Origin of the sequence: Nostoc sp. CCY 9925 (genome assembly GCF_963920935.1) — a bacterium.
Taxonomy (GTDB): domain Bacteria; phylum Cyanobacteriota; class Cyanobacteriia; order Cyanobacteriales; family Nostocaceae; genus Nostoc.
In genome coordinates this window covers 1-19,370 of record NZ_CAWUDO010000021.1, presented here as the reverse complement: position 1 = coordinate 19,370, position 19,370 = coordinate 1, and the positions used below count along the sequence as shown (strand labels likewise).

The 19,370-nt window shown below is 41.6% G+C and carries 37 protein-coding genes; 29 read left to right on the top strand and 8 right to left on the bottom strand.

All coding sequences use genetic code 11. From position 1 onward, the window contains the following. The first annotated feature begins 81 nt into the window (after positions 1–81). From ACM0OY_RS13660 to ACM0OY_RS13610, 11 genes are all read left to right on the top strand, one after another. Positions 82–531, top strand: a complete 450-nt coding sequence (locus ACM0OY_RS13660) for a DUF1257 domain-containing protein (protein ID WP_414569386.1) — start codon at positions 82–84, stop codon at positions 529–531. 2 nt (positions 532–533) lie between these two features. Next, positions 534–740: a DUF2997 domain-containing protein gene (locus ACM0OY_RS13655; protein WP_414569385.1), complete on the top strand. Its 207-nt coding sequence runs from the start codon at positions 534–536 to the stop codon at positions 738–740. Between the two features lie 113 nt (positions 741–853). Further along, positions 854–1,111, top strand: coding sequence for a hypothetical protein (locus tag ACM0OY_RS13650; RefSeq protein ID WP_414569384.1), 258 nt, complete (start codon positions 854–856; stop codon positions 1,109–1,111). Beyond that, on the top strand, positions 1,108–2,730 hold the full coding sequence (locus ACM0OY_RS13645; RefSeq protein ID WP_414569383.1) for an AAA family ATPase: 1,623 nt from the start codon (positions 1,108–1,110) through the stop codon (positions 2,728–2,730). Before ACM0OY_RS13650 ends, ACM0OY_RS13645 begins: the two co-directional genes overlap by 4 nt. An 83-nt stretch (positions 2,731–2,813) precedes the next feature. Beyond that, on the top strand, positions 2,814–3,164 hold the full coding sequence (locus ACM0OY_RS13640) for a hypothetical protein (protein WP_414569382.1): 351 nt from the start codon (positions 2,814–2,816) through the stop codon (positions 3,162–3,164). Positions 3,165–3,178: 14 nt separating this feature from the next. Further along, positions 3,179–3,739 (top strand): WGR domain-containing protein, encoded by a 561-nt coding sequence (locus ACM0OY_RS13635; protein WP_414569381.1) that lies wholly within the window; start codon positions 3,179–3,181, stop codon positions 3,737–3,739. Positions 3,740–3,788: 49 nt separating this feature from the next. Next, on the top strand, positions 3,789–4,019 hold the full coding sequence (locus ACM0OY_RS13630; RefSeq protein WP_414569380.1) for a hypothetical protein: 231 nt from the start codon (positions 3,789–3,791) through the stop codon (positions 4,017–4,019). Positions 4,020–4,136: 117 nt separating this feature from the next. Continuing rightward, complete coding sequence (locus tag ACM0OY_RS13625; RefSeq protein ID WP_414569379.1) at positions 4,137–4,481, top strand: hypothetical protein; 345 nt, start codon at positions 4,137–4,139, stop codon at positions 4,479–4,481. A 79-nt stretch (positions 4,482–4,560) separates the two neighbouring features. Further along, entirely contained in the window at positions 4,561–4,704 is a 144-nt protein-coding gene (locus tag ACM0OY_RS13620; RefSeq protein ID WP_414569378.1) for a hypothetical protein, read from the top strand. Positions 4,705–4,955: 251 nt separating this feature from the next. Then, positions 4,956–5,330, top strand: a complete 375-nt coding sequence (locus ACM0OY_RS13615) for a hypothetical protein (protein ID WP_414569377.1) — start codon at positions 4,956–4,958, stop codon at positions 5,328–5,330. 86 nt (positions 5,331–5,416) lie between these two features. Then, on the top strand, positions 5,417–5,608 hold the full coding sequence (locus tag ACM0OY_RS13610) for a hypothetical protein (RefSeq protein WP_414569376.1): 192 nt from the start codon (positions 5,417–5,419) through the stop codon (positions 5,606–5,608). 5 nt (positions 5,609–5,613) lie between these two features. Here ACM0OY_RS13610 and ACM0OY_RS13605 read toward each other — a convergent pair whose 3' ends face one another. From ACM0OY_RS13605 to ACM0OY_RS13595, 3 genes are read right to left on the bottom strand one after another with little or no spacing between them, the layout of a single operon-like run. Next, positions 5,614–5,988 (bottom strand): hypothetical protein, encoded by a 375-nt coding sequence (locus ACM0OY_RS13605; protein WP_414569375.1) that lies wholly within the window; start codon positions 5,986–5,988, stop codon positions 5,614–5,616. Beyond that, positions 5,985–6,317: a DUF5674 family protein gene (locus ACM0OY_RS13600; protein ID WP_414569374.1), complete on the bottom strand. Its 333-nt coding sequence runs from the start codon at positions 6,315–6,317 to the stop codon at positions 5,985–5,987. Before ACM0OY_RS13600 ends, ACM0OY_RS13605 begins: the two co-directional genes overlap by 4 nt. Positions 6,318–6,349: 32 nt before the next feature. Next, a complete protein-coding gene (locus tag ACM0OY_RS13595; protein WP_414569373.1) occupies positions 6,350–6,619 on the bottom strand; it encodes a hypothetical protein in 270 nt (89 codons plus the stop codon). Positions 6,620–6,864: 245 nt separating this feature from the next. Here ACM0OY_RS13595 and ACM0OY_RS13590 point away from each other — a divergent pair, with 245 nt between their 5' ends. From ACM0OY_RS13590 to ACM0OY_RS13525, 14 genes are all read left to right on the top strand, one after another. Further along, a complete protein-coding gene (locus tag ACM0OY_RS13590; RefSeq protein ID WP_414569372.1) occupies positions 6,865–7,020 on the top strand; it encodes a hypothetical protein in 156 nt (51 codons plus the stop codon). 746 nt (positions 7,021–7,766) lie between these two features. Next, entirely contained in the window at positions 7,767–8,201 is a 435-nt protein-coding gene (locus tag ACM0OY_RS13585; protein ID WP_414569371.1) for a hypothetical protein, read from the top strand. 6 nt (positions 8,202–8,207) lie between these two features. Next, positions 8,208–8,726, top strand: a complete 519-nt coding sequence (locus tag ACM0OY_RS13580) for a hypothetical protein (protein WP_414569370.1) — start codon at positions 8,208–8,210, stop codon at positions 8,724–8,726. A 65-nt stretch (positions 8,727–8,791) separates the two neighbouring features. After that, entirely contained in the window at positions 8,792–9,157 is a 366-nt protein-coding gene (locus tag ACM0OY_RS13575) for a hypothetical protein (protein WP_414569369.1), read from the top strand. Between the two features lie 119 nt (positions 9,158–9,276). Further along, complete coding sequence (locus ACM0OY_RS13570) at positions 9,277–9,717, top strand: hypothetical protein (protein ID WP_414569368.1); 441 nt, start codon at positions 9,277–9,279, stop codon at positions 9,715–9,717. Between the two features lie 2 nt (positions 9,718–9,719). Then, positions 9,720–9,914, top strand: a complete 195-nt coding sequence (locus tag ACM0OY_RS13565; protein WP_414569367.1) for a hypothetical protein — start codon at positions 9,720–9,722, stop codon at positions 9,912–9,914. A 3-nt stretch (positions 9,915–9,917) separates the two neighbouring features. After that, positions 9,918–10,205, top strand: a complete 288-nt coding sequence (locus ACM0OY_RS13560) for a hypothetical protein (RefSeq protein ID WP_414569366.1) — start codon at positions 9,918–9,920, stop codon at positions 10,203–10,205. Between the two features lie 3 nt (positions 10,206–10,208). Further along, positions 10,209–11,735, top strand: coding sequence for a hypothetical protein (locus ACM0OY_RS13555; RefSeq protein WP_414569365.1), 1,527 nt, complete (start codon positions 10,209–10,211; stop codon positions 11,733–11,735). Beyond that, complete coding sequence (locus tag ACM0OY_RS13550; protein WP_414569364.1) at positions 11,648–12,061, top strand: hypothetical protein; 414 nt, start codon at positions 11,648–11,650, stop codon at positions 12,059–12,061. Before ACM0OY_RS13555 ends, ACM0OY_RS13550 begins: the two co-directional genes overlap by 88 nt. A gap of 185 nt (positions 12,062–12,246) precedes the next feature. Continuing rightward, complete coding sequence (locus tag ACM0OY_RS13545; RefSeq protein ID WP_414569363.1) at positions 12,247–12,501, top strand: hypothetical protein; 255 nt, start codon at positions 12,247–12,249, stop codon at positions 12,499–12,501. Beyond that, a complete protein-coding gene (locus ACM0OY_RS13540) occupies positions 12,486–12,785 on the top strand; it encodes a hypothetical protein (protein ID WP_414569362.1) in 300 nt (99 codons plus the stop codon). Before ACM0OY_RS13545 ends, ACM0OY_RS13540 begins: the two co-directional genes overlap by 16 nt. Positions 12,786–12,837: 52 nt before the next feature. After that, positions 12,838–13,023, top strand: a complete 186-nt coding sequence (locus ACM0OY_RS13535; RefSeq protein ID WP_414569361.1) for a hypothetical protein — start codon at positions 12,838–12,840, stop codon at positions 13,021–13,023. 2 nt (positions 13,024–13,025) lie between these two features. Continuing rightward, entirely contained in the window at positions 13,026–13,214 is a 189-nt protein-coding gene (locus ACM0OY_RS13530; RefSeq protein WP_414569360.1) for a hypothetical protein, read from the top strand. A gap of 48 nt (positions 13,215–13,262) precedes the next feature. Next, positions 13,263–13,448, top strand: coding sequence for a hypothetical protein (locus ACM0OY_RS13525; protein ID WP_414569359.1), 186 nt, complete (start codon positions 13,263–13,265; stop codon positions 13,446–13,448). A 16-nt stretch (positions 13,449–13,464) separates the two neighbouring features. Here ACM0OY_RS13525 and ACM0OY_RS13520 read toward each other — a convergent pair whose 3' ends face one another. The 3 genes from ACM0OY_RS13520 to ACM0OY_RS13510 form a co-directional block, all read right to left on the bottom strand. Then, positions 13,465–13,725, bottom strand: coding sequence for a hypothetical protein (locus ACM0OY_RS13520; protein ID WP_414569358.1), 261 nt, complete (start codon positions 13,723–13,725; stop codon positions 13,465–13,467). Positions 13,726–13,816: 91 nt separating this feature from the next. Further along, the gene (locus tag ACM0OY_RS13515) at positions 13,817–14,155 is read right to left on the bottom strand and encodes a hypothetical protein (protein WP_414569357.1); all 339 of its coding nucleotides are present in this window, start codon (positions 14,153–14,155) and stop codon (positions 13,817–13,819) included. A gap of 10 nt (positions 14,156–14,165) precedes the next feature. Continuing rightward, positions 14,166–14,300 (bottom strand): hypothetical protein, encoded by a 135-nt coding sequence (locus ACM0OY_RS13510; RefSeq protein WP_277927992.1) that lies wholly within the window; start codon positions 14,298–14,300, stop codon positions 14,166–14,168. A gap of 456 nt (positions 14,301–14,756) precedes the next feature. On the opposite strand from ACM0OY_RS13510, the gene ACM0OY_RS13505 reads away from it, so the two are divergent. Beyond that, positions 14,757–14,942: a hypothetical protein gene (locus tag ACM0OY_RS13505; protein ID WP_190952897.1), complete on the top strand. Its 186-nt coding sequence runs from the start codon at positions 14,757–14,759 to the stop codon at positions 14,940–14,942. Here ACM0OY_RS13505 and ACM0OY_RS13500 read toward each other — a convergent pair. After that, positions 14,935–15,159, bottom strand: a complete 225-nt coding sequence (locus ACM0OY_RS13500) for a ribbon-helix-helix protein, CopG family (RefSeq protein ID WP_414569356.1) — start codon at positions 15,157–15,159, stop codon at positions 14,935–14,937. The genes ACM0OY_RS13505 and ACM0OY_RS13500 overlap by 8 nt on opposite strands. 313 nt (positions 15,160–15,472) lie before the next feature. Continuing rightward, on the bottom strand, positions 15,473–17,740 hold the full coding sequence (locus ACM0OY_RS13495) for an ATP-dependent RecD-like DNA helicase (protein WP_414569355.1): 2,268 nt from the start codon (positions 17,738–17,740) through the stop codon (positions 15,473–15,475). A 122-nt stretch (positions 17,741–17,862) separates the two neighbouring features. On the opposite strand from ACM0OY_RS13495, the gene ACM0OY_RS13490 reads away from it, so the two are divergent. The 3 genes from ACM0OY_RS13490 to ACM0OY_RS13480 all read left to right on the top strand — a co-directional run bounded on the left by ACM0OY_RS13490 (position 17,863) and on the right by ACM0OY_RS13480 (position 19,167). Continuing rightward, entirely contained in the window at positions 17,863–18,186 is a 324-nt protein-coding gene (locus ACM0OY_RS13490; RefSeq protein ID WP_414569354.1) for an ArsR/SmtB family transcription factor, read from the top strand. A gap of 20 nt (positions 18,187–18,206) precedes the next feature. Further along, positions 18,207–18,686 carry an SRPBCC domain-containing protein gene (locus ACM0OY_RS13485; protein ID WP_414569353.1) on the top strand — a complete coding sequence of 160 codons (480 nt, stop codon included), beginning with the start codon at positions 18,207–18,209 and terminating at the stop codon, positions 18,684–18,686. A gap of 61 nt (positions 18,687–18,747) precedes the next feature. Continuing rightward, on the top strand, positions 18,748–19,167 hold the full coding sequence (locus ACM0OY_RS13480) for an S-layer homology domain-containing protein (protein WP_414569352.1): 420 nt from the start codon (positions 18,748–18,750) through the stop codon (positions 19,165–19,167). Positions 19,168–19,370 lie beyond the last annotated feature (203 nt).

Below are 19,370 nucleotides of genomic sequence, written 5' to 3'. Positions count from 1 at the left end.
CCAAGACTAAGTACTTAACGAAAAATGCAATATTCATTTCAAAAAAGAATACCGCACTCCTAATATAGGGACAAAATTCTCATGTCACACTTCTCAACCGTTAAAACCAAGCTTGCTAACCGTGAATGCCTGGTACAAGCTTTACAAGATTTGAAGCTGAATCCGCAAGTACATGAAACAGCACAATCACTAAAAGGATACTACGGTGGTTCTCAAGGACAAAGCGCTGAAATTATTGTATCTGGTCGCACGATAAAAGCCCGTGCAGACATCGGTTTCAAATGGAATCAATCAAGCGGCGCGTACGAGGTAATACACGACAGCTATGAGACAGTTCCAAAGTTGGGCAAAGACTTTTTCAGCAATAAACTAATGCTTGCATACGGACAACACATGGTGAGAGCTAAAGCTCTTAAATTACAAGAGAAATTTGGGGAATGCGCGATCGCACAATCAACCAACGGAACTGTACAAACTCTACGGCTGACTTTTGCTGGACATCAAGAAATACAACAATATGCACGCAGATAAATATGGAACGTTCAGTTTTGATTCATTTTGATTCAGCTACAGGTGAAGTGAAAGTAGAAGCAGAAGGTTTTGAAGGGCTAACTTGTTTATCAGCTACTCAGCCATTTGAAGAAGCTTTGGGAGTTGTGGAGGGCTCACGCACTTTCAAGGAAGAATCAGCACCGCAGCTTCGGACTACTAATAGCAGTCAAATACGTTTGCGTCAGTAATTAAATCAGTGAACAGTTACCAGTGACCAGTTATCAGTGACCAATTAAGAGAATTCCGGTGGTAACTGATAACTGTTTACTATTCACTGATTCAAATCCCCTACCGCTAAATTATGCCAGAACTGCACAAAGAATACCCGTTTATTCACATTTACGCCCAACAAAAATTAAGGCAACCCGTAGTTATCAAAGGCAACATTGAAGGCTTGTGTGTACTACTCAATGCTATTGTCAGCGCGATCGCCCAGCCTGAGAGCAATGGTATGGCAGAAGTTTTTGACGGCAATGCCGAAGCCTATGAGGCGATCGTAAAAGTCGTAAACACACACGACGAATTATCTCCAGTTCCTTATCAAATTCAAAAACAATGAAACTATATAATCTGCTCTCTACACTCGATTCACAAATCCCTATTGCAGCACTTGATGTTCTGTCGCCCGACGAAGCAACGATTATTCAATGGCTGACTACTGAAGCTAACAATAAGCTTTTATGTCCAGTGTTCTTCTGGAATCTGGGGGTATCAACCCTGGAGCAATGTTTAATTGCAGCAGATGGGGGATTGGTGTTTAAGCCAGTTGCAGAGTACAAAAGACCTCTACAGTCCGATCCACTACTATTCGTATTCGACTACATTGCTAACTTTAGTGGAAATGGTGTATTTATCCTTGGAGATATTCACCCCTTTATTGCTAAGAACTCACCACAATTATCATGGGAGATTTTAAGCAAGGTCAAAAACCTTTACTACAGGTTAAAACCCACAGATAAACGCATTGTCTTGTTGGGTCAGAACATACAACTACACGAATCCCTAGTCAGATTGATTCCTTATTGCGAAGTCCCTTTACCGAGTATTGACCAAATACTACTTCATCTCAATTCTTACTTGCATGACTTACAACAGTCAGCTATTGAACAGGAACTGACTTTTACTATTTCCTTAGAACATGCACAAAAAGAAACCCTTTCTCGTGCAGCACTGGGTTTAACTTTAGAAGAAATCAGTGATTTTCTGCGCTTAAGTGTCAAAGAAAACTTAACTAATGGTGGTGTCGTTGTCGGTGCTGATTTCATCCCCAAAGCCGTCGAGTACAAAACTCGGCTACTGTCTCAAATGGGTATCGAGTTGGGTAAACCTGCGATAATCCCGTTCGGCGGTTTGGATCTTCTGCGCGAGTGGCTGATGAGGCGGCGGCGGCTGTTCACACAAGACGCGCGTGAGCTACACCTGCCTCAACCAAAAGGTGTGTTGCTTGCAGGGCCGCCCGGTACTGGAAAAACTTTACTAGCCAAGAATATTGCTAACATTCTCAATTTACCACTACTCCAGCTAGACATTGCGTCCCTCTTAGGCAGTCTGGTAGGTGAGTCTGAGGGGAATGTCAGACGTGCTTTGAAAACTGCCTCTGCGATCGCACCCTGCGTCTTATGGGTGGACGAGATAGAAAAAGCACTTTCGGGGACTGGTGATACTAGTGGAGTCTCACAGAGGATTCTGGGCAATATTCTTACGTTTATGTCGGAATCTCAGTGTGGTGTGTTTGTCGTGGCAACTTGTAATGACCCCTCTGCGCTGCCAAGTGAGCTAAAGAGGAAGGGAAGATTCGATGAAAACTTTTTCGTCGATTTACCATCTGAGCCAGAGCGAGTACAAATCCTAAGTATTCATCTGCAACGCTTTGGCATTTACCTGGAATCCGAATATCTCGAAGCGATCGCTGCCAACACCGCAAAGTTTTCAGGAGCAGAACTGGAAACCCTTGCTTCGGAAGCTGCACTGCTGGCATTCGATGAGGATAGACCGCAGCAGGTAACGCTTGCTGACCTAGAAGCTTGCTGTCAAACCATTACCCCGCTTGCGATCCAAGATGCGGCGGCAGTTGAGCGAATGCAGGCGTGGGCTAGCACTGCCCGAAGAGCTAGTAGTCCTGTTGTCGCAGCGAAAACTCAATCTTTGCGTACTGCTAAGTTTCGCAACATGAACTGATGCTGATAGCGGTCGTCCTATGGAGGGCGATCGCTGTTTTAGTAATATCAGCAGTTTTTTAATAGTTAATAAGGCAAATAAACATGACAACAGATTTAGTGACTTATTACGGGCAAACTGAAAAAATTAACGAACTGGTTGATAATTATGGTGCTTATCTAGAGAAGTTAGACAGAGGAACCAAACTGTTACTGCGAATGACTTTAGCTCACTTTGTTTTCATACAAGAGCAAAAGAGTAACTCTGGTGGATATACACTAACTGATGCTTTGAAAGAAGCATTGTTCGTGAGATTTCGCTCTGATTTTATTCCCAAAGATTTATCCAATGTCTGCTCTGTCCTAGAAGGACTAACGGCAGACGAAGCTGAAACATTACTTGAAGCACTACAACATCAAATTAGATGGGGCAATGCCCAAAAGCTTGCGAGTTAATTGGATTTAAAAACATGGAAATCTATTTAGTCTTTGTTGATACTATCCGAAACAGCAATAAATTCTGGTCGGCCATTGTCGAAGATGGTAATTTAACAGTGCAGTGGGGCAGAATCGGTTATCAGGCGCAGACTAAAGTCCACACATTAGGTAATCATCAGAGAGCCGTTAGCAAATTCAACAATCTGGTAGCCGAAAAGATAATGAAAGGCTACAGAAGAAGCCAGTCACAAATCGATAGTAATTGTGAAGTTTCTGAAATTAACAGAGCGATTGAATTGCTAGAGATTATTCGTCCTTATGTAGAGCAGAGAAATTTTTCAGTTGCCTATATCAATGCCCTAAATCAATATCTAAAGATTGTAACAACACCTTTAGGTATGCAAATCGAACCATACAGGGTATATCGCTCAGTAGAAGATGTTGATTATCAAATGGAATTACTCAATTCCCTATTAGCGACACCTGCACCACGAGTTGCTGCGGTGGCTGCTGGCCATGCCCCTGAAGCGACAGCAGAACCCAAAGTAGTCAGTCTCAAGGCTATCAGCAAGAACTTCTGGCGGCATTTGTGATTGTAAAGGTGCAGATATAAACTTTTGGTAAAAGTAGGAGCAAAAAACAATGCCTAATGCAGAAAAACTACATTACGATTATGGCCGTGAATTTGAAGAAGGCGAAGAATCATGTTGGTTGTGGATAGCAGAGATGAAAAACCCCGCACTGCCTGAACCTCATTGCTATTGCCTGCTTCTTAGTGCGCGAGGAACTCGTGCGGCAACGCTAATTAAAAATTTTCAATCTTTATCCCCAGATGAAGCACAAGAGTATGCAAGAAAATTAGTTCTTGGCTAAGTAAAAAATAGAAACTTCAGATACAAAAGCGGTAGATTTTTAATTAATCTACCGCTTTTGTATAGATTTAATGCCTTAATAAATAGGTAGATTCTTCAATCAATCCACGCAAGAGATATGAAAACTCCAAAGATAGTTTACCAATCATCCACGCCTTCAACTAATCAAAATAAGTTAATTCTTCGTCGGACTCGAAAAAGATTTAGCCCCAGGATTTTCATCGACCGCACTATAGAAATATTTGCAATTGTATCGTTACTCTTCACCGCTTTTTCAGGAGTAGGAGCAATAGGTTGTTGGGGTATGGAGATTATTGAGACAAATGCTAATCCCAACATAATCATCTCTGGTTGGCAACAGCAGAAAAATATTTGCTTGGGAGTCATGCTGGTGAGTTTTTCCGCCTTTTTGGGTACTGCCTTGGTTGGAGCAAGTTTCAGTATTCATCAGGACAAATTTTAGGAAGATAAGCTATGAAAATGAGACTAACTACATCAAAAATTCGGGCTATATTGCAGGGTTATGATATACTTTGCGGCTTGTGGGAAGTAGCCAGGATTATCGCCAAATCCAATCCTCCGAGTACTTTACTACTTCGGATGATGTTGTTTTAAACGATGCAACCAATATTTTAGGAGAAATCTTGAATGCAATTGATGGTGTGGAGCAGATGACTCAAAAGTAAACGTTTCTCCGATGCAATAAATAGAGGCGCTGCGGATTCTGAACTATCGGGGAGAGGGGGAGTATCGGTGGTGGCGGGCGTGCTGATGAAGCAAAAGAAGGCTTTGTGAAGAAGAATTCAGCATTCAGGAATTAAATTATTACCAAAGAAAATTTGATACCCCTCTGTGGAATGTAGTGCAACCTATAACGGAGGCTTATCATACGTTCACTGATATAGATGCAATTAAAACTACATACTAGTAACGACAAATGACTAATAACCAACAAATTGCTTACCCTCTGATTCAACAAGAGCATATAAAACGTCTAGGTACAGATGAATTAGCCCTAGTTCATACTCGCCGTCAACCGAAGCCTCTTGTAAGAAATCCGAATTTTAGCGATCGGATTCTAAACACAATAGGGATTGCCTCTATTGCCAGTAGTTGCTTGTTTGGTATAGGCACACTTTCTTGTTGGGGCTTAGAGATTATTGAGGCGAACACAAAATCAGTTTCCCAGAGCAAGCAATATGAATGGCAGATACGAAAACATATCTGCTTGGGCTGGACGCTTATTGGGTTTTCCAGCTTTGTTGCTAGTGCCTCTTTTGGTGAAAAGCCTCAGCGACAAACTAATGAATAGTACAGTATCAATTGCACACAGTAGCAATTACTCGTTCCTTTATTTAATAAGCAAGCGACGGCAGTTTAGATATGAAAGTACCTCAAATGATCGTCACAATAGTTTTAGCAATCACCTTTGGATACATTGGCTCTCAATACTTGACTAAAAATATTATGTATATCATAGGCGGTGGAATGATTGGAGTTGGTGCAGTAGCATATGTGACTCCGCTCAAAACCAAACAAAAACCAACTCACATACAACAAAAAGAGCCTGCGGAAACTACCCGTCACTGAGCGGGTCATGCGGTCAATGATTCCGGTTCTGTACGTGATATTTCTAAAACTCGCTCTAACCAATACGAAATTTGAGCAGATGCAGATTGCTTTTGTTCAGCATCAGTCCAGATATCGTCCCAATGGAATAGCCAACGAGTCAGAAGACGAACTAAATCAACTAATTCACAGGCTCGATCAATATCATCTGCCTTTACCATATCTGGTACAGTCCACTCAATAAAGTATCGGCTTTCATCAACCAAAGCCAGTATTAAATCCTTTGATGAGCCTTGAGTCCACAAAGATTGAATTTGTGACAAGTGTGTAGCTAGACGACGTAAACGTGTAGTCACATCATCTTGCATAAAAATTTCTTGCTTTGGTGTCACTTCGATCATAAATTTCCTAGGAACTCGTTAATCAGTTGAGCTACCCTTTCTCTAATTTTAGGGTCTAAAAGTTCCATTGAACGATTTTGCCGGGGACGAAGATTAACCATCGACTCATAAATAATTTTTCCAGTTATTGGCATAAAACTGGCAGCCCAAATATCTTGTTGTCTACTGCCGTCATCTAGCAATTTTTCTTCACAATCAGCGTGTAGACTACCACCACCAACCAGCACCCGACGCTCGATATCCACTGCGGCTTTGATGTAGAACTTGTGCTGTTGCAGCATAAGTTCAAGTTGCTCCGGGGTCGCGCGCTCGCGTAAAAGCAAAATCATACAATTGAAAACCTCTGTAATATCAGCAAGCCCTAACTAGAAGGACGCTCTGTTTCTTGCAACCAACTTAAAATAGTCAGCGCTAACTCCCAGGATTCGCGCCGCTCCCAATTAGGTAAGTGATTCAGTACTTTTGCAAGGAATATGGCTGGGTTTTCTAATTCCCCGCCACGAGCCGCAACACCATCCCTAACGAGTGCCCCCAAAGTGGCAGCTTGATTCCCTTTATAGTCAGGCTGTCTCTTAATTTCCTCAATAATCCAATCAGGAACTGTTATGGTTTTAAATCCTGGTTTCGGCATATTCGGCAGAGCAATTAGTTTTCTGATGGTACGGTAGTTTACGTCATAGATGCAAATTTTCGTATGGTACAGTATGGTAATAAAATAGGAGTCAGTAATCAGGAGTCAGAATTAGGCAGAGAGAATTCAGCCCCACAGATGGGAAAGTTGACCACTAAATATGTTTTTTTTTACTGAGGGTCAAAAATGAGCTTTTTCGGTCGGAACACAGAATCGTATTCTGACTTCTAGTTCCTGGCTCCTGATTGCTGAATTCTATTTCGATAAATTTATTAAGCGATCGCCGTAGCGTTAAGACTGCGATCGCTCATGCCGAAGCACTACCCCCAACAAACCTTGGAGGATTTATAGATGTTACCAAAAACGCGCATTCCAGATATATCTCCATTAACTTTTTGTAGACAAATTAAATCTGCTTATACTGGAATGTCTCTGGAGTCAGTAGAATGCCTTGAGAGCGAACGCGGAATTTTCAAAGAGTACTGTTCAATTCTTTCAAGAGAATTGGATGTACCGTTCAAAACAGTGCAGATCAAATGGGGGCCCGGCATTAAATTTCCTCAGATGCCTGAGAGAACACGGAATATGCTTAAGTTTGTTTTAATAGCTCGGCTCTATGAACTTAAACGAAATTTTGTTGCTTAATTGTCGAAATAGGAGTCAGAAGTCACGAGCCAGAAGTCAGAAGTCAGAAGTCAGAAGTCAGAAAGAAGTAAGTTGGGTCTTCTAACCAAAGAACAGATGAATAACCGATATTCTAGCAATCCACAAAATAAGAAAAGTTGGTGGTAACAAAACAAGTTGGAAGTATGGTCAACAAGAAAAGTGCAGGTCTGAATCCACCTCTAATACCATTCTGATTACTGAATTCTAACTCCTAACTCCTATTTATTAACTATTAGTTAATCAAGTAATGACCCGCCCAACAAAAGCGGGTATTTTTATATGTATGAAGCGACAAGCCATGAGAATTTGTCGCCGAAACTAACCAAAATTTTATGGCATTAAAGGGGTTTTGGGGTTATGACCAATAAAATTCTCATCATTAAATCCAATTAGAGGTTCTCACGGCGAGTCCTATTCCTGATTGACCAAGGGATAGAAGCGATTAAGAAAAAAAATCTTGTTTGTCGCAAAAGAGGAGGAAATGGCATCTAAATTGAGGTTGGAGTACCAGAGATCGCTTGGCACAAAGGTATGTGACCGGACTTGGCAAAGAGTTAAAAAGCGCTTGAACATCAAAGACGAAAACGATATCTCTTTTATGTCGCAAGTCAAGGCTTATGGGGAATTAAGGAAACGCAATCCTTATAAAGCTATTAGAATCGCTGATGTAAATCGCTATCGTTTCTTTCTGGATAATCTTCCTAAGTTAGTTTGTAAAGGTGATGAGTTACGACTTGCGCTCCAGCGATTAAAGCCACATCCTTCTATAGCAACTATTTACCGTTGGGGGCAGGAGATAAAATGCCCTTTTAGCGTTGATAGAGTTTACACAAGTTATGAAATTCAAAAGTGGATTGTCAAATTAGTTTCTCAGACCAGATTTAGATTTCCGGAAAATCAGAACATTCGTAACTAGGAGTCAATGATGGAAGTTTTACGTTCTTTATTGCAAGGTAATGATATTAATCTGTCAGATGAAGAGTTATTGGCAGAGTTAAAAAAGCGCGGTCTTGATTGGGATGCATTAGCTGATGATGATGCTATGTCTGTCGCCGATCAAATAATTCTTGAGCGCGGACAATCTGGTACACTTGCTACTACTAATGGCAGGAATGGGAAAGCAGCTAAAAGAGCAAAAGCCAAAACCAAGAAAGCGCAAGAGAGTATGGACGATTACAAAATCGCTCTTGCCAACCAAGCAAAACAGAAGTTAGAAGAAATTTCTGCTTTCAGCACTGGCATTAGCCAAGGGGTCAGAGAGTTTGCCCATAGGGAGGCGCAAAAAACTATTGAAGATTTAGATGGTGTAACCAACGAATATCTTGCAGAAATCGCGGAGTACGCCAGAGATTACAAGGGGGAGCCAGAAGCCTTTTTTCGTTTCGGTCAGGAGATTGCATCGTTCTATCTCTCTGCTAGCAATGCAGATGCGACCGAATAAATTGATTGGATTAGCAGCAGTACTAAATCTGCTGCTATTAATTCTCGTATTGGGCGTGGCTATACATGGAGCAACAACAAGAACAAACTCAAACTCGTCACAAACAATTCAATATTCACCTGAAGAAGGACGGCGAGTTGAACCTGTCCGGCTTAACACTCGAAAACCTGACAACAGAAGAGTTCTTAGTCGTCCAGCAACTTATTGATGAATCAAAAGCGCGATCGCACTCCAATAGACAGATTGAGGAATTGATGCAGAGGGGAATGATCGCTCAAACTGCGATCGCAGCAATAAGTGTGTTGATGTTTTCATTCATAGGGATATATGGCATAACCCGATATATCAGCTCACAAGTTCAACAAGTTCAGGAGAGTTATACACAGGAGTCAGGAGTTAGGGGTCAGAATTCAGGAGAACTGAATAGGTAGATTTGAAAAGTGAAAATTCAATATTTTATAGCCTGTTCATTCAGTACTACAATTCTTTATTCTGGCTCCTGACTTCTGGCTTCTGAATTCTTTAATTAGTAGTTAGAGAGGAGAAAAGAATGTTAGGTAAATGGCTTCCTGGTTTATTTGGTAGTAAAGGTGATGGAGTAGTATCAACGGATTTAAGAGTTGGGGATGCTACCCAAATTGAAAGTGATTTACCTTCATCTATCCGCGAACGCTACACATTACCCGCTTACACTACAGCACAGCAGGTTCTGGATCAAGCAGAAGTGGCTGGCAATTTGAAAGCACAGAAGTGGCTACATACAAAGTTCTCCCGCCACAAGCTCAAGCAGTTGCAGTCTTTGGCAGAGATGTATAAAAATCAATTGGCATATTCGCAAGAAGCCATGAAGGTTGAGGAAGATTTGCAGCGAACTAGGGCACTACATGGGGAGGCGGTGATCCGTCATGCTTTCGGTTCTGTTGAACAACAACGGCAACTTGGGGGTTACGAAAAAGCATTTGATGAAGTGGGAGATTCATTCCGATTTTGACTATGACTCACGAATTTTACTTAGTGATTAATCACGTTATTCCTGGCTTGAATACGCGCTCTAACCAAGTCACAGACCTCAATAATTATTGTTATGGTCTGTACGATAATCTGTGTTATCAACTGAAAAATTCAGAACAATTCATTATTGCTCGTGGTTGCCCAATCAAACAAGGTAAAAAACCAAACCTTCCTTAAAATATGCAACTAAAATTATCTTTCATTGGATATGCAGTGTGTGGAGTTGGGCTATCAATGCTAATGGGTTATTTATCCGTTGCCAGCCCAGTCAGTAGGTATGTTCTTTGGTTTATCGGCATAATCTCGATTTGTTGTATATTTCTGGGGTTATTCAACTTTGGTGGATTAGTTGTTAAAGGTTTTGGATTTAACCGCAAGACTTTCACCATCGGCTTGATGCCTGGGGTAATATTTCTGCTTGCCTTTCTAACTTTAGTTTGTGCTGGTGTTGCGTTAGGGGTGCGATAAATTATGAGCTTTGAACTCGAACGACTAACTGCCAGTAGTGTAATTCATGCAGAACGGACTATCTTATGCGGTTTAGGGGCGAGTGCAGTCTTATGTCTGTCTGCTCCTTTTTTCTTAAATACTGACCGAGTAACAACCGGAATCTTACTCGGCGCTGGGACACTCAGTGCTGGCTTGTTTGGAGTATCCGCTCAAATCAGCGAAAGTAAGGAAAAAGTTTACAAGTCTTTGCTAGAAGCTGACCTCAAAGCACTCAAACAACATTTGCAAGGTCAGGCAGCATACAATTATGTGACTACAGCGATCGCTGCCAAGCGGCGAGTCGCAGAATATGTGAATCGTCTCCCTGTTGCTGAGCGCCCCAGGTGGATAGCTGAATATCAGTTGCAAGGTTTGGTAACTCTTCCCTCACCACCAGCACAACAATTACCTCCACGTCCTGGTATCCCTAACCCAGAGATTGCCGACATTGATGAAGATGTCGTGCAACAGGTAGTCAATCCTGGCGCATTGCAAGTTTTAAGGGCGATCGCACAACAGTATCCTGAGTATATTCGGTTGGATGCTGCATGGCTTGATGAATTATGCGATGCTGCGGTCAACCACGATATGACTAAACGTGCTAACCACCATTTTTATATTAGTGGCGGGACACAATCTGGTAAATCTACTTTGGCTGGTGTAATCGTCAATAAGATTGCAGCTAAATCCCAGTTACCAGCAATTGTACTGGGGAGCGATCCAAAGGATGAAGTGACGCGGTGGCTGTGTCGATTCACCAAGAAGTTTGATGGCATGGAGAAATTATCGAATTGGATTACTTTTGCCACACAGCAGATCGATCAGCAAAAAAAGCGAGTCGCTGTTGTTGGTGGTTCTTGTGTTGGCGTACCAGAATTATTCTTGTTGCAGGATGAAGTAGATAGTGTCTACGGTGGTGGCAAAGGGCTACCGGGAATGGTCACTCCTGACACTGCCAAAGACCTGCAAGGATTTTGGAACTACATCATCAAATTTACCGCTGGACTTAAAGGACATGGCGTGTTCATGGGTCAGTCCCCACTTTCAGGGGAAACTGGATTTAGCCGTCCCTCACTGAAAAACGTCTGCTTTTTGGCTCTGGGTCAGACATCTGCTTACATTCTGGAGCATCCCCAAGATTTCGTGAATCTGAAGAAAGACGTTTTGGAAATGTTACGCCAAGCTTGCGAGTTGTTGGACAAGGCTGGTGTTAGGTATGCGCTGGTGATTCCAACTCGTGGTAATCCATTCATCGCTCTAATTCCTGAATTTGATATTCAGGGTATGGAGCAAAAACAACAGCCCCTAGATGAAAGCAGTGCCGATAATTCGATAGGTGTTGATATTGATTGGTATGAAGAAATTAAGCTGTGGCTTCAACAACTAGGGCGCAAACCAAGCGATCAAGAAATCAAGCAAAAATGGCAAGAACTAACAGGACAAGAACTCAACGAGAAGGGAGTGACTTTACTGCTAGAAAATCTCGGCTTTCCCGATTCAGACAATTAGGCTGGAATGCGCGGTATGGTGATATCAAAAAGTATAAGAAGAAGGTGGCGATCGCTCACAAACAACATCGACAAGCCCATAGTAAATGTTGTTGCTGTTTAAGAGCAGAAGCCACCCAAATGCACCATACCGAGTACACCAAAAACGATAAGTTTGGAATTAACTGGTTCCCACTATGCGAAAAATGTCACCACGAAGTTGCACATTCTCCAAATAACTGGATTAAAAGTAGAACTAACCCAGTGTGGGGCAATCGAAATACTGAAGAATATATCAAGCGTTTACAACTTGGTTTTGAGCTTTTATATGGGGGTATAGTTTGGTAGTTAAATTATTAACCAAATTTGGTGGGTTTAAGTCCCCCGGTTCTATAACCGGTCAGTTTTGTGGTGGGGTCTAAATCCCCATTACAAAACTATACTTCCGACTTCCGACTTCCGACTTCCGACTTCCGACTTGTTTAATTCGCTGTCTACCCGACTCAATTGTTGATACTATCAATGCAGAAAGCTTGGCAGAGCTAAACAGACGCCAACTCATAATCTGGGCAGAAGATGTACCAGTTGTGGAACCCGAAAACGAACACTCAGTATACCACTTGGCTGCGCGGTTCCAACAAGTCACACCCGAAAATTTGCCCGAAGTTTTGAAAGCTTTAGCCCAAATCTACACCCACTACGGCAACTGTCTAGCTCTTACCTACCTGATGGAGATATCAGCCGAATACTTTGGATTGATTGAGGAGGACAAATGTACGACGACCTGAACTTTGAAGAAGAACTGCTGCTCACAGAAGAACAAATCCGCCGCCGGCACGATCGGCGGCGCTTCTTGCGTCGGAATGCTCAACTGTTACAGCAAGAGTTGGATTTAGAAGATGAACTGATTAGCGAAAACCCTGAATTAGCTCAGATGGTTCACGACATCAATACCCTGGAAACGCAAGCCCATCGTCAGGGTTTGAGTAGCGTGTTTGAGGTTGCTGATGAAGGTCGCAAAGGGTCTGTTTGGAGACGGTTGTTTCCGGGGTTGGGTAGTGGCGTTCTTTGACGCGGCTGCGGTGGGTCAATGGAAGGGCGATCGCATATTTTGAGGTATAACCATGCAGAAACCTGAGTTAATCAAATATTATTTTAGGCAATTAGCTTTAATCGCAAACCCTCATTTCCGGGTCAATCCCAACACTAAAAAAGATTTCCCAGAAGTAATTTCATGTCCGCACAAGTTCGCAGCATTTGACATTGCTGTAGAACTTCATCGGGCTGGTAGTCGTCCTTGGGTTGGGTAATTATGAAAATTTTTGAGGTTAAAAATAAATTTGCTCTTCTGCTTAAGCTAACAGCTTATGTTGGGCTTGGCTTTTTAGTTATGCTGTTGATAACTGGTGGTCGAGCTTCAGCATTTATAGTAGGGTTGAGTGTAATTTTAGGTATTGGTTTTGTTATTTGGAGTGAAAACAAGCGAATACATAATCAGTAAAATATCTTTATTAACTTTACTGAAATAACATCCTTAAAAGAAGAAAGCATGAACTCCCAAGACCCAGCCGCAAACAATCCTAGTGAGCAGCCAAGAGTAATTATATTAGACGAATTTGCTGCTATTAGTAAATCTCTAAAAGGGCATCCACAACGCAAAGAGATTTTAGAGAAAATTCAGAAATATCAATCTCAGATTTTACGGCAAGCTCAAAATAAAAAAGCAAGTAGCTGAATATTTTAATATCTGTCTAATACTTGTTATCTATCCCAATCATTAGTCCATCTTTACTACGTGTTAACTGCTCCCAAAGTTCTTGAATTTGGTTAAAAGCGTCCTCAGGAGGTAGCTTTCCATTTGTTTCAAGATTAACAATATAGGCAACTTTTTGCGAGAATTCTTGTAAATTAGCATTAAATGCTAGGTTTTCCGGCTTAACCCTTCCGTAATAACGATACCGAGTATAAATAAAGCTTTCTTGGTTTTCTTGATTATGATTAAACTGTCTCATTTAAGTTCTCCTAATAATTACATATTTTTTGATGAAAAATTATTAATGCTTTGGCTAGATGTAATTAGCCATTGTTAGCTAAATATCCTGGCTACCTATAATAATCACAATGCTTCATTAAGAAATTACGGTAAGTATTTTTAATATTTTTATTGAAGCTCCTTTTCTCGACAGCGGACAAGGATTTTATTAATACCATTTTTAGCTTTTTACCTTTGTTTAAATAGTTATCGGCATAGCGAAAAGCTGCTGCTTTATCGTATTTTGCTATATTTAGAGCTTGTAATAAAACCTCTAAAGGAATTGCAACTTGGGTAAGTTTTTCAGCTAATATTACTGACTCTTCTTCTGTCGCGGCTACTGTTGTTTCTATTGGTTCAAAATTTATCTGCTTATTTTCACGGATATGCAGCATTGCAATATCAACCATAAATGTGCCTTCACAACTTGTACAATGCAGTTTTACCGAAACTTACCATTGAATCAATCCGTGTTTGTGCGGTACTTGTTAACGAGCTATCTTCATTCATCCGCACATTTGCAGTGCGTTCGCTCTTGTGCGTTGGCGCAGCCATCGCTTCTTTATCGTTATTTCTCTCATTTCTCTATTATTTTTACTTACAAGCAGTATCTCGCCAGTATTATAGATATTTATCTATGATTTTCCTTTTAGTTTTCTATGCAGCTGGCTTGAGGCTTAAAATCAGCAACTTCATTTAATCGTAAAGTTAAGCTATTTTGCCCAACACTTAACTTCACTATTAATATCAGGTTTTTCAGTTGAGTATTACACTAATATTACTTATTCTATGTTAAGAGAAAAATCTCAATTAGTTATTTAGCTATGTAAAGTTTTCTAACAATAAAAATAACAGTGAATTTTTCAATACAGGTTTAGAGAACTTATTTTCAAACACACAACACTGACAACTTGGGATTGAGAATAAAATTTTGTTCTCTTTTATTGGTGCTGTTGCACTTTTTCAATAGTTGTTCTTTCTCAGCATTCTCGAATTTAGCAGCTTAGTACAATGATGATACCTGTTAATAGCAATTTGCCCCAGTCTTCGTTATTGCTTCAAAACACCGTTGAGTTATATTTAGACTTTGATGAAGCCCAAATTATCGACAATTACTGTCAGCAAACTGGTTACACTTACGATGAAGTCATTCAACAACTAGTGCAGCAATTTTTGGATTTACAAGAGTCTACTTAAGGCAATTTAACAACTTCCCATAGTGGGTAGTCAATTTTTCTGGTTGAATAGCATTTTCAGCTAGATCGATAGAGAAGTTTGTTTCTAAGGAACGAATCAGCTCCCGGATGACATCTGTTGCGGGTCTTCCTGTTTTTTGACAATATTCTTGTAACTTTTCCATTTCACTAGTCGCAAGATTAATCGTAATCCGCTTGACTGCCCACTTTTTATTCATGGCGTATTTAATTTATTTATTTCACATCACTACCTACTTAATTTTAATTAATTTATCTTGGAATTAAAATTATATTTCATTGGGTTATTAATTAAGATTCTGTATATTTCCTAATCTCGACTTTATCCATTTTTGTAGCAACGTGAAAACCTAAGCTGAAACCTTTATGGGGCAGTAGTTTTACTTTTTTAGCTTCATCGATAATATGTGATGTGGAAAAAGTATTTGCCAAAAAGCCAGAGTTTTTGCCGGATTAAGAAAACCGAGTTCTTAATTTTGGATAAAGTCGAGCTAATAAGGTACCTTATAAATATTAAATATTTACTGACATTGTTGGTAATATTAGCCTCTGCCACAACCTTGTGTAACGCTGCCGATCGTTTGTAGTCCGCACAGCTAGAGATATCGCTTTGTTTGAGCCAATTACGATCGCCAACTTTTTAGCACGAGTCAGCCCTGTATAAAACAAGTTACGTGATAACATTATAAAATGCTGCATATACAGTGGAAGTATGGCTACAGGGTATTCACTGCCCTGGCTTTTATGTATACTCATACTCCACGCTAGCGTAATTTCATTCAAATCCCCATAGTCGTAAACCACAGGTCGTCCGCTATACTCAACAGTGACCTCCTGTTCTTCCGTGTCGATACTCAGGATGGTTCCCAAGTCCCCATTGAATACTTCCCGGTCGTAGTCATTCATCTGCTGGATGACGCGATCGCCCTCCCGCAGAATCATCCCCCCTCGGTTAATCTCTACCTTTCCCGACGCAAAGGGATTGATTAGCTGTTGCAACACGGCATTCAAGTTGCGAGTTCCCACTAAACCTCGTGACATTGGGCAAAGCACTTGTACATCATCATATAAAGGATTAAAACCCAACCGAAGTATGAAATCAGTAATCAATTCACAAATTGCCTGTACCCCATGCTCTGGCTGATAACCTCCACCATGCCACAAGCAATCTGACACGGGCTTGTCGCTAATCGGCTCCAGAGTTGGATAATCGCCCTGGTTAATTTGGTGTGCGGCGATGACAATTGCGCTCTGCTGGGCTTGGCGAAATACTTGCGTTAACCGTACTACTGGTACTTGAAGCGAATTAATTAGGTCAGCCAGCACTTTCCCAGGGCCAACTGATGGTAGTTGGTCAATATCACCTACTAATAATAGTTGCGCTCCTTCGGCTACGGCTTTCACCAGTGAATGTGCCAGGAAGAGATCCAGCATCGATGCTTCATCAGCGATAATTGCGTTGTGTGGCAACGGATTTTCATGGTCGCGCTTGAAGCCCATTGTCTTTGGATCGAATTCCAGCAGGCGGTGTATGGTTTTCGCTTCTAATCCCGTCATCTCGGCTAATCGCTGTGCTGCTCTGCCTGTTGGCGCAGCCAAGGCAATGGATTTCCCCATTGCTTTCCACAAACTGACGATGGTATGTGTAGTGAAGGTCTTGCCAACTCCCGGCCCACCAGTGAGAACCATAACTGGAGAATAAGCCGCCTTCTCTACCGCTTGCTGCTGTTGTGGCGATAGTTGAATTTTGCGACTAGTTGTAAAACGCTCTATCCAAGCTCGAACACGAGGCATATCCTGTACTATCGGCTGGCTTAAGCGTCGGGATATCATTTGTGCTAAATTCGTCTCCGTGTGGAAGAACGTTGGTTTAAAGCACAGTAGCAGTTTCTCTCCATCATTGCCCTGCACGATTTCTCTGATTAATTCTTCTTTTGCCCCCATCTGTTTAATAATGTCAGCGATCGCTAACTCTGTCGGCTGATGGTCATCTGTTGTTAGCAATTTTGCGACTTTCTCGATCAGTTCTGGCTGTGGTAGGTAACAGTGGCCATCTTCGGCTGCTTCACTCAATGCGTGGATGATACCAGCACAATATCTAAAAGAGGAGTCCGTTGGTACGCCTAAGTTCCGCGCAATCTTGTCGGCACTCAGGAAGCCAATCCCGTAAATATCCGTTGCTAGTTGGTATGGGTTAGAAGTAACTGTGGCGATCGCATTGTCCTGGTACTGCTTGTAAATCTTCACTGCATAAGTTGTTGAAACGCCGTGGGTTTGGAGAAACACCATCACCTCTTTAATGGCTTTCTGTGTCTCCCAAGCATTTTTGATTAGCTTGATCCGCTTTTTTGCAATGCCTTGAACTTCGATTAGTCGGTCAATCTGGTTCTCGATGATGTCGAGTGTTTCTAGCCCGAAATGTGCAACAATGCGTTTGGCACTGACCGGCCCGACTCCTTTGATCAGTCCACTACCCAAGTATTTCTCAATTCCTGTAAGTGTTGCTGGTTTAGTTTCTTTGTAATTGGTGACTTGGAATTGTGGGCCATATTGCGGATGTTCTCGCCAGAAGCCCGTTAGCTGAAGTGTTTGCCCTGGTTGGATATTAGCAAAACTGCCGACGATTGTGGTGAGATCCGTAGAACGCGAACTTTTTAAACGCGCTACGGTGTAGCCTGATTCTTCGGAATGAAACGTCAGGCGTTCGACTACCCCTGTGATGCTTTCGTAGTGCGGGGTGGCATTTACTTGTGCTTGAGTAGTATTTAAGGGCGTGGACATTGGTGGTTCAAAATGCCGCACATTATCTTAAACCTAAAAGTGGATTTATTCTAGTACACAAATACTATAAACTCCAAAAGAACACTTGACACAAACTGTAGCCTTGGTTATCATTCAACCAAATGGTTGAATCAAATCTGATCCTCGATCAAATTTTTGCGGCTCTGGCTGATGTGACGCGGCGAGACATACTCCAGCGAGTTTCAACAGCAGAACATACTATTAGCTCCTTAGCACAATCTTATGCGATGTCCTTAGCAGCGATCGCCAAGCACGTCAGTGTGTTGGAGAAAGCTGGACTCATTACTAAGCGTCGAACTGGTAAGGAGAAAGTGCTTCAGATTCAGCCGAAAACTATCAGAGTGGCGGCAGCGTATCTGAGCGAGTATGAAAAAATCTGGAGTGAGCGCTTTGATGCTCTGGAAAAACTACTAGAAGACAAATGAAAAAGTAGGAGGATTCAGGTATGGCACATCTTACAGTTACAGTTCCAGAAAATTCACAAAATATCTTCGGTACGGTTACAATCAAGGCTGCCTTAGAAAAGGTATTTGAAGCATATACCCAAGAGAAACTGTTTGCCAGTTGGTGGTGTCGCGGTAACAAAATGAAAGTATATCACTTTGATTGTCAAGACGGCGGCAGTTGGCACATTGCTGAACAATCAGAAGATGGTAACGAGTATGAGTTTAGAGGATGTTTTCATGAAGTCGCCCCCCATGAACGCATTGTCCAGACATTTGAATTTTTGGGAATGCCGGAACGTGGTCATGTCATGTTGGAAAAAGCTGAGTTTGTTGCCATTGACGAACAGACAACCCAAATTCGGACACACAGCACAGCAATGAGCCAGTCAGACCGTGACGGCATGGTGAAAAGCGGTATGGAAGCTGGCTGGCGGCAGTCTGTTGAAGCTCTCGGCAAGCTTTTAGAACCAGACGATTAATTTCGGTTTCTCGAAACACCGATCTTGATTAGAAATTGCCGATTCTAGAAAGCTAATTTTAGTGAAGATTACAGATAAGGTAAATAGCTGGGATCTGCGACCAATGTTTAGGATGCGATCAATTGCTGGCTTGGTTCCATTTGCCACTGTGACAACTACCTTGGTACTGGCAACAATTATTGCCTATCCATCAAAAACTTTGTCACAAACATCAAGCAACGGGCGCACCCCAATTCACAAGACAGGTTGCCTATCTGGGTATCCTGATAACACTTATCGAGGTTCGCGCCCGCTGATACGCAATGAGTTTGCGGCTGGTTTGAATACGTGCTTAAATCAGCTAAATCAAGTTCTTCCTGCTAACAGAGCAGATTTAGCTACAAAGGAAGATTTAGAGATTTTACTTCAACGACAAAGGCAATTAAACCAACAACTTCTCCAACTTAACGAGCGAGTTGCTACCCCAAGCTCTACAAAATAAGAAAGGATTTAGAGGTAGTTGGTTTAGGCAATTTTATTGTCTTAGAAGTTTAGCCTCAAAAATTTACAAATCAAAATCCAGGCTGAATGTTTTACCCTCAGTATCCTCTTGTTCAGCGTAGGTCGATACACTTGTAACAGACTGGCGGGATGCTCCTGAATTGGTATCTATGCCATTAAAATCAGATGTATAAGCTGTTGGTT

Coding starts and splice junctions, on each gene's coding strand:
- ACM0OY_RS13625 (WP_414569379.1), top strand. CDS start 4,137: ATGAAAACTCCAAAGATAGTTTACCAATCATCCACGCCTTCAACTAAT.
- ACM0OY_RS13610 (WP_414569376.1), top strand. CDS start 5,417: ATGATCGTCACAATAGTTTTAGCAATCACCTTTGGATACATTGGCTCT.
- ACM0OY_RS13605 (WP_414569375.1), bottom strand. CDS start 5,988: ATGATCGAAGTGACACCAAAGCAAGAAATTTTTATGCAAGATGATGTG.
- ACM0OY_RS13575 (WP_414569369.1), top strand. CDS start 8,792: ATGGAGCAACAACAAGAACAAACTCAAACTCGTCACAAACAATTCAAT.
- ACM0OY_RS13635 (WP_414569381.1), top strand. CDS start 3,179: ATGGAAATCTATTTAGTCTTTGTTGATACTATCCGAAACAGCAATAAA.
- ACM0OY_RS13570 (WP_414569368.1), top strand. CDS start 9,277: ATGTTAGGTAAATGGCTTCCTGGTTTATTTGGTAGTAAAGGTGATGGA.
- ACM0OY_RS13565 (WP_414569367.1), top strand. CDS start 9,720: ATGACTCACGAATTTTACTTAGTGATTAATCACGTTATTCCTGGCTTG.
- ACM0OY_RS13535 (WP_414569361.1), top strand. CDS start 12,838: ATGCAGAAACCTGAGTTAATCAAATATTATTTTAGGCAATTAGCTTTA.
- ACM0OY_RS13580 (WP_414569370.1), top strand. CDS start 8,208: ATGATGGAAGTTTTACGTTCTTTATTGCAAGGTAATGATATTAATCTG.
- ACM0OY_RS13495 (WP_414569355.1), bottom strand. CDS start 17,740: ATGTCCACGCCCTTAAATACTACTCAAGCACAAGTAAATGCCACCCCG.
- ACM0OY_RS13630 (WP_414569380.1), top strand. CDS start 3,789: ATGCCTAATGCAGAAAAACTACATTACGATTATGGCCGTGAATTTGAA.
- ACM0OY_RS13485 (WP_414569353.1), top strand. CDS start 18,207: ATGGCACATCTTACAGTTACAGTTCCAGAAAATTCACAAAATATCTTC.
- ACM0OY_RS13510 (WP_277927992.1), bottom strand. CDS start 14,300: ATGGCTGCGCCAACGCACAAGAGCGAACGCACTGCAAATGTGCGGATG.
- ACM0OY_RS13490 (WP_414569354.1), top strand. CDS start 17,863: ATGGTTGAATCAAATCTGATCCTCGATCAAATTTTTGCGGCTCTGGCT.
- ACM0OY_RS13595 (WP_414569373.1), bottom strand. CDS start 6,619: ATGCCGAAACCAGGATTTAAAACCATAACAGTTCCTGATTGGATTATT.
- ACM0OY_RS13505 (WP_190952897.1), top strand. CDS start 14,757: ATGATGATACCTGTTAATAGCAATTTGCCCCAGTCTTCGTTATTGCTT.
- ACM0OY_RS13650 (WP_414569384.1), top strand. CDS start 854: ATGCCAGAACTGCACAAAGAATACCCGTTTATTCACATTTACGCCCAA.
- ACM0OY_RS13640 (WP_414569382.1), top strand. CDS start 2,814: ATGACAACAGATTTAGTGACTTATTACGGGCAAACTGAAAAAATTAAC.
- ACM0OY_RS13540 (WP_414569362.1), top strand. CDS start 12,486: ATGTACGACGACCTGAACTTTGAAGAAGAACTGCTGCTCACAGAAGAA.
- ACM0OY_RS13530 (WP_414569360.1), top strand. CDS start 13,026: ATGAAAATTTTTGAGGTTAAAAATAAATTTGCTCTTCTGCTTAAGCTA.
- ACM0OY_RS13655 (WP_414569385.1), top strand. CDS start 534: ATGGAACGTTCAGTTTTGATTCATTTTGATTCAGCTACAGGTGAAGTG.
- ACM0OY_RS13585 (WP_414569371.1), top strand. CDS start 7,767: ATGGCATCTAAATTGAGGTTGGAGTACCAGAGATCGCTTGGCACAAAG.
- ACM0OY_RS13500 (WP_414569356.1), bottom strand. CDS start 15,159: ATGAATAAAAAGTGGGCAGTCAAGCGGATTACGATTAATCTTGCGACT.
- ACM0OY_RS13515 (WP_414569357.1), bottom strand. CDS start 14,155: ATGGTTGATATTGCAATGCTGCATATCCGTGAAAATAAGCAGATAAAT.
- ACM0OY_RS13645 (WP_414569383.1), top strand. CDS start 1,108: ATGAAACTATATAATCTGCTCTCTACACTCGATTCACAAATCCCTATT.
- ACM0OY_RS13615 (WP_414569377.1), top strand. CDS start 4,956: ATGACTAATAACCAACAAATTGCTTACCCTCTGATTCAACAAGAGCAT.
- ACM0OY_RS13660 (WP_414569386.1), top strand. CDS start 82: ATGTCACACTTCTCAACCGTTAAAACCAAGCTTGCTAACCGTGAATGC.
- ACM0OY_RS13600 (WP_414569374.1), bottom strand. CDS start 6,317: ATGATTTTGCTTTTACGCGAGCGCGCGACCCCGGAGCAACTTGAACTT.
- ACM0OY_RS13555 (WP_414569365.1), top strand. CDS start 10,209: ATGAGCTTTGAACTCGAACGACTAACTGCCAGTAGTGTAATTCATGCA.
- ACM0OY_RS13550 (WP_414569364.1), top strand. CDS start 11,648: ATGGCAAGAACTAACAGGACAAGAACTCAACGAGAAGGGAGTGACTTT.
- ACM0OY_RS13560 (WP_414569366.1), top strand. CDS start 9,918: ATGCAACTAAAATTATCTTTCATTGGATATGCAGTGTGTGGAGTTGGG.
- ACM0OY_RS13520 (WP_414569358.1), bottom strand. CDS start 13,725: ATGAGACAGTTTAATCATAATCAAGAAAACCAAGAAAGCTTTATTTAT.
- ACM0OY_RS13525 (WP_414569359.1), top strand. CDS start 13,263: ATGAACTCCCAAGACCCAGCCGCAAACAATCCTAGTGAGCAGCCAAGA.